This is a genomic window from Variovorax pasteuri, from assembly GCF_051216435.1.
Taxonomy (GTDB): domain Bacteria; phylum Pseudomonadota; class Gammaproteobacteria; order Burkholderiales; family Burkholderiaceae_C; genus Variovorax.
Genome location: NZ_JBPJZS010000015.1, coordinates 103724 through 115909 on the forward strand (window position 1 = coordinate 103724; position 12186 = coordinate 115909).

Below are 12186 nucleotides of genomic sequence, written 5' to 3' on the forward strand. Positions count from 1 at the left end.
CGGCGTCGCCATGAAAAAACCCGGCGCTGCCGGGTTTTTTCATGCGTGGCTCGGTTTGCGCGGCGTGCTGCCGGGGCCCACGCGGGTCTGCAGGAAGTCGAGCAGGGCGCGCAGCGCGGCGCTGTTGTGGCGCCGCTGCAGGTAGGCGGCCGACAGCCACATGTCCTTGCGCGCATAGTCCTGCAGCACCGGCACGAGTTCGCCGTGGTCCAGGTGCGACTGCACCAGGATCGACGGCAGGTAGATCACGCCGAAGCCGTGCATGGCCACGCGGATCAGCGGCGCGCCCTCAGTGCAGTCCATGCGGCTTTTCACCGGCACGTCGAGCGGCGTGCCGTTGTCGTCGAAGCGCCAGACCGGCTGCTGGCCCAGCAGCGAGAAAGTCAGCGCCTCGTGGGTGGCCAGGTCGCGCGGATGCTCGGGCTTGCCGTGCTTTTTCCAGTAGACCGGCGAGGCGCACACCACCATGTTCATGAGGCGCAGCTTGCGCACGATGAGGTTGGCGTCTTCCACGGGGCCGCTGCGCAGCTCCACGTCGATGCCTTCCTCGGCCAGGTCGACGGTGCGGTTGGTCAGCTGCAGGCTGATCGTCACGTCGGGGTAGTAGCGCATGAAGTCGGCCAGCAGGTTCGGGAACTCGCCGCTGCCCATGCCGTGCGGGGCCGAGATGCGCAGCCGCCCGCCGGGCTGGCTGGCGCGGTCCTGCAGCTCGGACTGGGTGAGCTCGATCATCTCGAGCATCGGGGTGCTGCGCTCCAGCAGCAGCTGGCCGGCGTCGGTGAGGCTCACGGAGCGTGTGGAGCGGTTGAGAAGGCGCACGCCGAAGCGGGTTTCCAGCTCGGCCACATACTTGCTGACGGTGGCCTTCGACATGTCGAGCCTCTTGGCTGCCTGGGAAAAGCTGCCTTGCGAGGCCACTTCCCGGAAGGTTCTGATCAGGTCGAGACTGTCCATGTGAATGAGCCCATTGTTTCCGTTTGGAGAACGCGATGGTTCGATTCTCCCGGGTTTTTACCGACCGGTTCGGGCGACACTTCGGTTACACGCCGACGACGCCAGCCAGGTCGGGTCGTTGGAAAGAACTGAAATGAAAACCTCGAACCTCATTGCCGCCGCTGTCCTGTCGTTGCTCGCCGCCTCCGGCGCGCGGGCCCAGGGCTTTGCCCCGGTGCAGCCGCTGGCGGCCGTGACCGGCAGGGCCGATGTCCGGGCGGGTGCCGATGCCGCGGCCCGCGGCGGCAATGTCTATGGCGACGTCGTCGCGGCGCCATTGACGTCGCGGCCAAGCTCGCGTGACCGTGCGTCGATCAGGGCCGAGGCGGTGGCCGCCGCCCACGCGCCGAACCAGAACCTGGACCGCCGCGCCTTCGTCAACAGCGAAGTGCCGCCGCAGTTCAAGGCCGCAAGGCCCTGAGCCCCAAGCCCTCTTCAATAGGCCGGGCCGGTGCGAACCGGGCCCGGCTTTTTGTTGCTTGCATGCCTTCATGACGCGATTGTTTCAATAGAGGAAACACGGTGTCTCTGAACGGCGTGTTCTGCTGCGGCCGTTCGCCCGGAAACTCGCCGCACAGGCAAGCGAACCAGCAAGCCTGGTGGACGAACCATCCGAACACACTAGGAGAACTGAACAATGAAGACCTCGCAAATCATCGCCGCTGCCGCCCTGACCCTGCTTGCCGCTACCGGCGCCCAAGCTGAAACGTACCAAGGCGTGAACACCGCCGTCTCGACCAAGAGCCGTGACGACGTGAACGCAGAAGCCGTGCGCGCCGCATCGGCTCCGAACCAGAACGTGACCCGCGGTTCGCGCGGTGCGGAAACCGTTGCCGTGTCGAAGGACCGCAGCCTGGTCGAAGCCGAAGCCATTCGCACCGCCTACGCACCGGACCAGAACGTGAGCTCGGGTTCGCGCGTGAACAGCAAGGTCGTCTCGACCATGCAGCATCCGATGGACGCGCGCGTTCAAGCCCAGCAAGGCTCGGGCGCTGTCGCCAAGTAATTGAAGCAGGCCCTTCGGGGCTTCGCCGAAATCAAAAGAGGGCCACGCGAAAGCGTGGCCCTTTTTCGTTGGCGCGGCCCGCTGCCGCTCAGCGCGTGCGCGCCAGGTAGCGCTTGCGCCAGAAGATCAGGACCAGCAGCACCGCGATGACCAGCATCGACGTCATCGCGATCCAGAAGCCATCGGCCTTGTGCACCAGCGGGATGAACTCGAAGTTCATGCCGAAGATGCCGGCAATCAGGTTGAGCGGCAGGAACACGGCGGTGAGCACCGTGAGCACCCGCATGATGTCGTTGGCGCGGTGGCCCTGCACGCTGAAGTGCATCTGCACGGCGGTTTCGGCGTTCTGCTCCAGCCGGTGCACGTGGTGCACCACACGCTCGATGTGTTCCAGCACGTCGCGGCTGCGGATCAGGATGAGCTCGCGCTCGCGCTGCTCCGCTTCACCCTTGGGCGGCGGCAGCGTCTCGAGCGAGTCGATCCAGTCCTGCATGGCGGCGCGCTGGTCCTCGCAGATCTCGTCGAGGTGGTGCAGCGACTGGCGCGCTTCCATCAGCGCGCCCCAGTTGGTGAAGCGGCTGCGCGGGTCGATCAGCTCGGTCTGCCAGTGGTCGAGCTGCTTGGTGAGCTCGCGCCGCAGGTCGAGGTAGCCGTCGACGATCTGGTTGATGACGCGCAGCATCAGGTCCGACGGGCTGGCCGGCAGGCGGGCCGACGTGGCACGCGCGTCGAGCGCCGGGGCGCCGCGGCCGTCGGGCGAGCCGGCGGCCAGCAGCCGCGCGGCGAAGCTGTCGCGCACCGCGCCGTCTTCAGGGTGCACGGAGAGCAGCACCCGGTCGAACACGGCGAAGCCGACCGGGCGGGTGTCCACGCGGCGCAGCACCGGCGGGCCACTGCGGGGTGGGGGCGGCCCTGGGCGAGTCTCGCTGCCGTTGCCCGCTGACGCCTGGTTCTGGTCTTGCCCTTGCCCGTTCGCCAGTCGCCGAAACACCAGCACGTCGTACAGCGAGGTGTAGTCGTAGTGCGACGGCAATTGGTCGTTGAGCAGGTCGGCCACGTGCAGGTCGACCAGCTGTGTCAGGCACAGGGTCTGCAGGATCTGCTGCACCTCGGCCAGCGAGCCGCGGAATTCCTCGCGGGTGAGCGAGATCCAGAGATAGCCGCCGGCGCCGCACGCGCCCGGCACGCCCAGCGGTGCCAGCGCAGGGTGCTCGCTGACCTGCGAGCGGTTGATTTCGAAGATGCGCATGCCGGTGCCAGCGCGCTGCTACTTCTGCAGCAGCCGGGCGGCGTCGAGCGCGAAATAGGTCAGCACGCCGTCGGCGCCGGCGCGCTTGAAGGCCAGCAGGCTTTCGAGCACCACGGCGTCGTGGTCGAGCCAGCCGTTCTGCGCGGCGGCCTTGAGCATGGCGTACTCGCCGCTCACCTGGTAGGCGAAGGTCGGCACATGGAACTCGTCCTTCACGCGGCGCACGATGTCCAGGTAGGGCATGCCGGGCTTCACCATCACCATGTCGGCGCCTTCGGCAATGTCGAGCGCCACTTCGCGCAGGGCCTCGTCGCTGTTGCCGGGGTCCATCTGGTAGACCTTCTTGTCGGCCTTGCCCAGCATGGAGGCCGAGCCGACGGCGTCGCGGAAGGGGCCGTAGAAGGCGCTGGCGTACTTGGCGCTGTAGGCCATGATTCGCGTGTGGATGTCGCCGCGGGCTTCGAGCGCGGTGCGGATGGCGCCGATGCGCCCGTCCATCATGTCGCTGGGCGCCACGATGTCCACGCCGGCCTGCGATTGGGCGAGCGCCTGCTTCACCAGCACCTCGATGGTCGGCTCGTTGAGGATGTAGCCGGTGTCGTCGAGCAGGCCGTCCTGGCCGTGGCTGGTGTAGGGGTCGAGCGCGACGTCGGTCATCACGCCCAGTTCGGGAAAGCGCGCCTTCAGGGCCGCCACCACGCGGGGAATCAGCCCGTCGGGGTTGAAGGCCTCGTCGCCATTGGGGGTCTTCAGGCTGGCGTCGATCACGGGGAACAGCGCCATCACCGGAATGCCGGCTTTCACGCACTGCTCGGCCACCGGCAGCAGCAGGTCGAGGCTCAGGCGATCGACGCCGGGCATCGAGGGGACGGCATCGCGGCGCTTCTCGCCTTCCTGCACGAACACCGGATAGATCAGGTCATGAGCAGTGAGCGCATGCTCTCGCACCAGGTTGCGGGTGAATGCGTCGCGGCGCAGGCGGCGCGGCCGGCCGGCGGGAAACATGGCCAGGGGAGAGGTGGAAGACGTCATAAGCCCAAAATTGTGCCTGAAGCAACATTCCGGGGCACTTTGTGCCAAGCGTCCAGTTGTCTGACAACTACGGAAAACCATAGAACCAAGGTTCTCATTTTTTTGTTTGAAATGTTAAAGAAAATGCCTCATTCGCTTGAAACCTTGTTTCGTCTTTGTTAAATTCTGAAGCGGGCGGCTTGCCGCTCCCCGCTTTTCCTCCCTGAGCGGGTGCCTTGATGTGTGACAGCAAAAGGGCTTCCCAGCCCGACGTGAAGACGTCGGGCTTTTTTTTGCCTGTCGTCCTGGCGCGCGTGGGCGAAACCGGGTGCGGTGCGAGGTGCGCCACTAAACTGGCCCGCATGCTCTGGGTCAAATCACTTCACATCGTCTTCATCGCCAGCTGGTTCGCGGGGCTGTTCTATCTGCCCCGGATCTTCGTCAACCTTGCCATGGTGCCGCCCGAGTCGGTGGCCGAGCGCGAGCGGCTGCTGCTGATGGCGCGCAAGCTCATGCGGTTCACCACGATGCTGGCGGTTCCCGCGATCGGCTTCGGCCTGTGGCTCTGGTTGGGCTACGGCATCGGCCGCGGGCCGGGCAATGCATGGATGCACGCCAAGCTGGCGCTGGTGCTGGTGGCCATCGGCTACCACCATGGCTGCGGTGTGCTGCTGCGCCGCTTCGTGGCGGGCCAGAACCGGCGCAGCGACCGCTGGTACCGCTGGTTCAACGAGCTGCCGGTGGTGTTGCTGCTGCTGATCGTGATTCTGGTGGTCGTGAAGCCGTTCTGAGCCCGGTGCGCATGGTGGAGAGACCGCACAAGTCCGCTGCGCTTCCCCTTGCGCTCGCCTATGCGGCGCTGATCGTCTACGCCAGCCTGTATCCCTTTGCCGACTGGCGAGACCAGGGGATCGCCCCCTGGGCCTACCTGTCGGCGCCCTGGCCCAAGTACTGGACGGGCTTCGACTTCGCGATCAACGTCGCGGGCTACGTGCCCTTCGGGTTCCTGTGCGCGCTGGTGGTGCTGCGCACGCGCCCGGGCGCCGGCGTGTGGCGTGCGTTGCTGCGTGCCACCGCGGCGGGGGCGGCCATCGCCTTTGCCATGGAAACCCTGCAGAGCTACCTGCCGGCGCGCATTCCTTCCAATGTGGACCTGGGACTGAACACCACGGGCGCCGTTCTGGGCGCGGTGCTGGCGGCGGGGCTCGAGCGGATGGGCGCGGTCGCGCACTGGAGCCGGGCGCGCTCGCAGTGGTTCGTCGAGGATGCGCGCGGCGGCTTGGTGCTGCTGGCGCTCTGGCCGTTCGCGCTGCTGTTCCCGGCGGCCGTCACTTTCGGGTTGGGGCAGGTGTTCGAGCGGCTCGAGGCGGCCATCTCCGAGTGGCTGCTCGACACGCCTTTCATTGACTGGCTGCCCATGCGCCAGTTCGAACTGGAGCCGCTGGTGCCCGCGGTCGAGCTGTTGTGCGTGCTGCTGGGGGCGCTGGTGCCGTGCCTGCTGGGCTACCTGGTGGCGCGCTCGGTGGTGCAGCGCGCCGTTCTGCTGCCGTTGATCCTGCTGAGCGGCCTTGCGGCATCCGCGTTGTCCGCGGCGCTGAGCTACGGGCCCGACCATGCCTGGGCATGGCTCGACCTGCCGGTGCAGGTCGGCATGGCCGCCGCGCTGTTTGCCGGCGTGCTGCTGCTGTTCGCACCGCGCCGCCTTTGCGCGGCCTTGCTGCTGGTGGGGCTCGTGTTGCAACTGAGCCTGTTGAACCAGGCGCCCGAGAGCGCGTACTTCGCACAGACGCTGGCCACGTGGGAGCAGGGGCGCTTCATTCGCTTCCACGGGCTGGCGCAGTGGCTGGGGTGGATGTGGCCGTTCGCGGTGCTGGCGTACGTGGTGGCGGCGCTGTCGCGCCGGGGCCGGCCGGGCGGCGGCACGACGGCATGAGAGCGAGGGTGAGGCGCGTGGGGTCAAGACACGGCCGGCGTGAAGGACCGGTCACTAAAATCGGTCGATGTCCAGCCCCACCCCTGCCACACCGTCCGGCTACTACGGCCGCCACATCTTCTTCTGCCTCAACGAGCGCAAAAATGGCGAAGACTCCTGCGCCCTGCACAACGCGCAGGAAGGCTTCGACCGCTGCAAGGCGAAGGTCAAGGCCGAGGGCCTGTCGGGGCCCGGCAAGGTGCGCGTCAACAAGGCCGGCTGCCTCGACCGCTGCGCGGGCGGGCCGGTGGCGGTGGTGTACCCCGAGGCCGTCTGGTACACCTTCGTCGACGGCGAGGACATCGACGAGATCGTCGAGTCGCACCTGAAGAACGGCAAGGTCGTCGAGCGCCTGGTGCTGCCGGCCGATGTCGGCCGCTGAACTTTTCCGATACGCCTCCGCTCGTACCGCGCGTACCTTTTGCCAATGAACTCCCAGACCGAAAAACTCAGCCTCCAGGGCGCCGCCGGCGCGATCGAGGTCCAGCGCGACCAGCCTGCCGAAGCCGCGCGCGGCATTGCCGTGATCGCCCATCCGCATCCGCTGTTCGGCGGCACCATGGACAACAAGGTCGTGCAGACCCTGGCGCGTGCCTTCGTCGCTTGCGGGTGGACCACGGTGCGTTTCAATTTCCGTGGCGTGGGCGCCAGCGAGGGCGTGCACGACGAAGGGCGCGGCGAGCTTGAAGACATGCTGAATGTCGTGGGCCAACTGGCCCCCGACGGTCCGTTGGCGATCGCCGGTTTCTCGTTCGGCGCGTTCGTTGCGAGCGGTGCGGTCCAGCAGCTCTGGAGCGAGCGCGACCTGCGGCAGATCGTGCTGGTCGGCACGGCCGCGGCGCGCAACACCGTGCCCGCGCTGCCGCCCGAAGCGCACGAGCGCGCGCTGGTGATCCACGGCGAGGCCGACGACACGGTGGCGCTGGCCGCCGTGATGGACTGGGCGCGCCCGCAGTCACTTCCTGTCACAGTCATCCCCGGGGGCGGCCACTTCTTTCACGGACAATTGCCGCTGCTCAAAAGTCTCGTTGCCCGCCATCTGCGCGCGGGCATTGTCTGAAAGCCTCGCAGGCTTGTTTTCGTCTTTCCAACTCCCATGAATCGTTTTGTTGGCGCGCTCCGTGCGCTGGTCTTTGCCGCCTTCGCATCCGTCAGCCTGATCGCCGCAGCCCAAGTGCCGGCACCGCCCGAGATCGCCGCGCGCAGCTACCTGCTGATGGACGTGACCGCGAACCAGATCCTGGCGCAGAAGGACATCGACAGCCCCGTCGAGCCGGCCTCGCTGACCAAGCTGATGTCGGCGTACATCGTTTTCGACGCGCTGCGGGCCAAGAAGATCACGCTGACGCAGACGCTTCCGGTCAGCCCGCGCGCCTGGAAGATGCCCGGCTCGCGCATGTTCATCGACCCCAAGATGCAGGTGCCGGTGGAGGATCTGATCAAGGGGCTGATCGTGCAGTCGGGCAACGACGCCACGGTGGTGCTGGCCGAAGGCGTGGGCGGCACGGTGGAGCACTTCGTCGAGCTGATGAATGCCCAGGCCAAGGCCCTGGGCATGAAGAACACCACCTACAAGAACCCTGAAGGCCTGACGGCACCGGGCCACACGACCACGGCCCGCGACCTGAGCATCCTGGCGACTCGACTGGTCCGTGACTTTCCTGAAGAAGCCAAGTACTACGCCATCAAGAAGTACCGCTACCCGGGCACGCCGTCGACCAACGACACCAACCGCAACCTGCTGCTGTTCCGCGACCCGACCGTGGACGGGCTGAAGACCGGCCATACGGAAGCCGCCGGCTACTGCATGATCGCCACCGCCAAGCGCGACTTCCCCAACCTGACGGGCGGGCGGCGCCTGCTGTCGATCGTGCTGGGCGCTACGGGCGAGACGGCGCGGGCCAACGAGTCGCAGAAGCTGCTGAACTGGGGTTACACCGCCTACGACGCCGTTCGCCTGTTCGACGCCGGCCAACCGGTCGCCACCCCGGCGGTCTGGAAGGGCAAGGCCAACACGCTGAAGCTGGGCCGCCCCGAAACCATCGTGGTTGCCGTGCCTGCCGGCAGCGCCACCAAGATCAAGACGCAGGTGTCGCGTCCCGATCCGCTGGTGGCGCCTTTCACCAAGTACCAGTCGGTCGGCTCGCTCAAGGTCACGCTGGACGACCAGCCGGTGGCCGACGTGCCGCTGGTGGCCCTGGATGGGGTGGAGCAGGCCGGGATCCTCGGCCGTGCGTGGGACGCCGTGCGTCTCTGGATCAAGTAAGCCTGGGGGGACGGCCCGGGGCCTGCGGCGCAACAGCGTCGCGCGGGCTTTGCTGTTTCAGGCTTGTTTGCTATACTCGTGGGCTTTTCGGAATTTTCCGAAGGGTTTCACGTTTTCGTCATCTCCCGGCTTCCCTGCGTCACGACAGGGGCGGTTTCACCACCAGGGCCGGGGCGTTTTGGGACTTATTCATTCATGCCAACCATCAATCAACTGGTGCGTCAGGGTCGAACGGTCGAGAAGATCAATTCGAAGAGCCCTGCCATGCAGAACTCGCCGCAACGTCGCGGTGTCTGCACCCGCGTCTACACCACGACGCCAAAGAAGCCCAACTCGGCGCTTCGTAAAGTTGCCAAGGTCCGTCTGACCAATGGCTTCGAAGTCATCTCCTACATCGGCGGCGAAGGCCACAACCTGCAGGAACACAGCGTCGTGCTGGTTCGCGGCGGTCGTGTCAAGGACTTGCCCGGTGTGCGTTACCACATCGTGCGCGGTTCGCTCGACTTGCAAGGCGTGAAAGACCGCAAGCAGTCGCGTTCCAAGTACGGCGCGAAGCGTCCCAAGAAGGCTTAAGCCTTCCTGTCGTCAAAAAACAAGCGGTGTTCGATGGCCTTGGCGGGCTTGTCGAACGAAGTGACCCAATGTCGGGTCGAGTAAGTGAGAGTTCGAGCTGGCTCTCGCGGCCCCGGAAACGGTGCCAACTGAAGCAAAGAGGTTAAAAAATGCCACGTCGTCGCGAAGTCCCCAAACGTGAAATCCTGCCGGATCCCAAGTACGGCAATGTCGAGCTGTCGAAGTTCATGAACGTGATCATGGAAGGCGGCAAGAAGGCTGTTGCCGAGCGCATCATCTACGGTGCCCTCGAGTTCATCGAAAAGAAGAACCCGGACAAGGACCCTCTCGAAGCTTTCACCGTTGCCATCAACAACGTGAAGCCGATGGTCGAAGTGAAGTCGCGCCGCGTGGGCGGTGCGAACTATCAAGTGCCGGTCGAAGTGCGTCCTGTGCGTCGCCTCGCCCTGTCGATGCGCTGGATCAAGGAAGCTGCCCGCAAGCGCGGTGAAAAGTCGATGGCCCTGCGTCTGGCCAACGAACTGATGGAAGCCACGGAAGGCCGTGGCGGTGCCATGAAGAAGCGCGACGAAGTGCACCGCATGGCAGAAGCCAATCGGGCATTCAGCCACTTCCGCTTCTAAAAATCAAACTTCGCTTGGGCGTTGGGTGTCGGGTGTCGGGCGTTGTGCCCGTGCTCGGGGCCCAGCGCTCAACGCATTTCAACCCGAAAGTAAATCATGTCCCGCAAGACCCCCATCGAGCGCTACCGCAACATCGGCATCTCCGCGCACATCGACGCCGGCAAGACCACGACGACCGAACGTATCCTGTTCTACACCGGTGTGAACCACAAGATCGGTGAAGTGCACGACGGCGCCGCCACGATGGACTGGATGGAGCAAGAGCAAGAGCGCGGCATCACGATCACGTCCGCTGCCACCACCTGCTTCTGGAAGGGCATGGCTGGCAAGTTCGACGAACACCGCATCAACATCATCGACACCCCCGGCCACGTGGACTTCACCATTGAAGTCGAGCGCTCGATGCGCGTGCTGGACGGTGCTGTCATGGTGTACGACGCCGTCGGCGGCGTGCAGCCCCAGTCGGAAACCGTCTGGCGCCAGGCCAACAAGTACAAGGTGCCCCGTCTCGCGTTCGTCAACAAGATGGACCGTACCGGCGCCGACTTCCTGCGCGTGCGCCAGATGATGGTGGACCGCCTGAAGGCCAACCCCGTCGTGATCCAGATCCCGATCGGTGCCGAAGAGCACTTCCAGGGCATCGTCGACCTCGTGAAGATGAAGGCGATCATCTGGGACGAAGACAAGGGCGTGACCTTCCAGTACGGCGAGATCCCCGCCAACCTGACCGACGTCTGCAACGAATACCGCGAAAAGCTCGTCGAAGCGGCTGCCGAAGCCAGCGAAGAGCTGATGAACAAATACCTCGAAGGCAACGAGCTGACCGAGGAAGAAATCAAGGCGGCCATTCGCCAGCGCACCATCGCCGGCGAAATCCAGCCGATGCTGTGCGGCTCGGCCTTCAAGAACAAGGGCGTGCAGGCCATGCTCGACGCCGTCGTCGAATACATGCCCGCTCCGACCGACATTCCTCCGGTCAATGGCCTGGACGAAGACGAAGCGCCCGTGATCCGCAAGGCTGACGACAGCGAGAAGTTCTCGGCCCTGGCATTCAAGCTGATGACCGACCCGTTCGTGGGCCAGCTGACCTTCGTGCGCGTCTACTCCGGCGTGCTGACCAAGGGCGACAGCGTCTACAACCCGGTGCGTGGCAAGAAAGAGCGTATCGGCCGTATCGTGCAGATGCACGCGAACAACCGCGAAGAAGTCAACGAAATCCGCGCCGGCGACATCGCCGCCTGCGTGGGCCTGAAGGAAGTGACCACGGGCGAAACCCTGTGCGATCCGTCGGCCATCGTGACGCTCGAGCGCATGGTGTTCCCGGAATCGGTGATCTCGCAGGCCGTTGAGCCCAAGACCAAGGCCGACCAGGAAAAGATGGGCATCGCCCTGCAACGCCTGGCTCAGGAAGATCCTTCGTTCCGCGTGAAGACCGACGAAGAATCGGGCCAGACCATCATCGCCGGCATGGGCGAGCTCCACCTTGAAATCATCGTGGACCGCATGAAGCGCGAATTCGGCGTGGAAGCCAACGTGGGCAAGCCGCAAGTGGCCTACCGCGAAACGATCCGCAAGACCGTCGAAGACGCCGAAGGCAAGTTCGTTCGCCAGTCGGGCGGCAAGGGCCAGTACGGTCACGTGATCCTGAAGCTCGAGCCGCAAGAAGCGGGCAAGGGCTTCGAGTTCGTCGACGCCATCAAGGGCGGTGTGGTTCCTCGCGAATACATCCCCGCAGTGGAAAAGGGCGTTGTGGAAGCACTGACGCAAGGCGTGCTGGCGGGCTACCCCGTCGTCGACGTCAAGGTCACGCTGCACTTCGGCTCGTACCACGACGTGGACTCGAACGAAATGGCGTTCAAGATGGCCGCGATCTTCGGTTTCAAGGAAGGCGCCCGCAAGGCCAGCCCCGTGATCCTGGAGCCGATGATGGCCGTGGAAGTCGAAACGCCTGAAGACTACGCCGGCAACGTGATGGGCGACCTGTCCTCGCGTCGCGGCATGGTGCAGGGCATGGACGACATGATCGGTGGCGGCAAGTCCATCAAGGCCGAAGTGCCGCTGTCGGAAATGTTCGGCTACTCGACCACGCTGCGCTCGATGTCGCAAGGCCGCGCAACGTACACGATGGAGTTCAAGCACTACGCGGAAGCTCCCCGTAACGTTGCCGAAGCCATCGTGGCTGCTCGCGCCAAGTAAGTTTTCAAGAATGCGGGGCCGCGCAGTGCGCGGCCCTTCTTGTCTGCGATCGTGTGCCCTCCGCTGCCCGTGGCGAAGGAACCAGCAACGCGATGCAGACATTAAACCCATCACGGGCAGTGCTCTTTCAAGGATTGAAAAATGGCAAAAGGTAAATTCACCCGCACCAAGCCCCACGTGAACGTGGGCACGATCGGTCACGTCGACCACGGCAAGACCACGCTGACGGCTGCGATCGCTACGGTGCTGTCGGCCAAGTTCGGCGGCGAAGCCAAGGCCTACGACCAGATCGACGCA

General features: G+C 65.1%; 14 protein-coding genes. 11 read left to right on the top strand and 3 right to left on the bottom strand.

Features of this window, described 5'->3' with window-relative positions; translation table 11 throughout:
• Window positions 1–39 precede the first annotated feature (39 nt).
• Complete coding sequence (locus ACSFBM_RS32590) at window positions 40–954, bottom strand: LysR family transcriptional regulator (RefSeq protein WP_435437659.1); 915 nt, start codon at window positions 952–954, stop codon at window positions 40–42.
• 133 nt (window positions 955–1087) lie between these two features.
• Between ACSFBM_RS32590 and ACSFBM_RS32595 the strand changes: the two genes are divergently transcribed.
• Entirely contained in the window at window positions 1088–1414 is a 327-nt protein-coding gene (locus ACSFBM_RS32595; RefSeq protein WP_435488089.1) for an alpha/beta hydrolase, read from the top strand.
• A 216-nt stretch (window positions 1415–1630) separates the two neighbouring features.
• Window positions 1631–1999, top strand: coding sequence for a DUF4148 domain-containing protein (locus ACSFBM_RS32600; RefSeq protein ID WP_435488090.1), 369 nt, complete (start codon window positions 1631–1633; stop codon window positions 1997–1999).
• Between the two features lie 88 nt (window positions 2000–2087).
• On the opposite strand, the gene ACSFBM_RS32605 is transcribed toward ACSFBM_RS32600, so the two are convergent.
• Window positions 2088–3248: a magnesium transporter CorA family protein gene (locus tag ACSFBM_RS32605; RefSeq protein ID WP_435488091.1), complete on the bottom strand. Its 1161-nt coding sequence runs from the start codon at window positions 3246–3248 to the stop codon at window positions 2088–2090.
• 18 nt (window positions 3249–3266) lie between these two features.
• Window positions 3267–4280: a porphobilinogen synthase gene (gene hemB / locus ACSFBM_RS32610; protein ID WP_435488092.1), complete on the bottom strand. Its 1014-nt coding sequence runs from the start codon at window positions 4278–4280 to the stop codon at window positions 3267–3269.
• A 341-nt stretch (window positions 4281–4621) separates the two neighbouring features.
• Here hemB and ACSFBM_RS32615 point away from each other — a divergent pair, with 341 nt between their 5' ends.
• The 9 genes from ACSFBM_RS32615 to ACSFBM_RS32655 all read left to right on the top strand — a co-directional run.
• Window positions 4622–5050, top strand: a complete 429-nt coding sequence (locus ACSFBM_RS32615) for a CopD family protein (protein ID WP_435437664.1) — start codon at window positions 4622–4624, stop codon at window positions 5048–5050.
• Window positions 5051–5061: 11 nt separating this feature from the next.
• On the top strand, window positions 5062–6192 hold the full coding sequence (locus tag ACSFBM_RS32620) for a VanZ family protein (protein WP_435488093.1): 1131 nt from the start codon (window positions 5062–5064) through the stop codon (window positions 6190–6192).
• 67 nt (window positions 6193–6259) lie between these two features.
• Complete coding sequence (locus ACSFBM_RS32625; protein ID WP_435437666.1) at window positions 6260–6613, top strand: (2Fe-2S) ferredoxin domain-containing protein; 354 nt, start codon at window positions 6260–6262, stop codon at window positions 6611–6613.
• 45 nt (window positions 6614–6658) lie between these two features.
• Window positions 6659–7291, top strand: coding sequence for an alpha/beta hydrolase (locus tag ACSFBM_RS32630; RefSeq protein ID WP_435488094.1), 633 nt, complete (start codon window positions 6659–6661; stop codon window positions 7289–7291).
• Window positions 7292–7327: 36 nt separating this feature from the next.
• Window positions 7328–8497 carry a D-alanyl-D-alanine carboxypeptidase family protein gene (locus ACSFBM_RS32635; protein WP_435488095.1) on the top strand — a complete coding sequence of 390 codons (1170 nt, stop codon included), beginning with the start codon at window positions 7328–7330 and terminating at the stop codon, window positions 8495–8497.
• 195 nt (window positions 8498–8692) lie between these two features.
• Window positions 8693–9070, top strand: coding sequence for a 30S ribosomal protein S12 (rpsL, locus tag ACSFBM_RS32640; RefSeq protein WP_013543948.1), 378 nt, complete (start codon window positions 8693–8695; stop codon window positions 9068–9070).
• A 149-nt stretch (window positions 9071–9219) separates the two neighbouring features.
• Window positions 9220–9693, top strand: coding sequence for a 30S ribosomal protein S7 (gene rpsG, locus ACSFBM_RS32645; RefSeq protein ID WP_101491328.1), 474 nt, complete (start codon window positions 9220–9222; stop codon window positions 9691–9693).
• A 96-nt stretch (window positions 9694–9789) separates the two neighbouring features.
• Window positions 9790–11889, top strand: coding sequence for an elongation factor G (gene fusA, locus ACSFBM_RS32650; RefSeq protein WP_435437669.1), 2100 nt, complete (start codon window positions 9790–9792; stop codon window positions 11887–11889).
• 141 nt (window positions 11890–12030) lie between these two features.
• Window positions 12031–12186 (top strand): GTP-binding protein (locus ACSFBM_RS32655; RefSeq protein WP_435488097.1); only part of this gene is annotated, 156 nt, incomplete at its 3' end.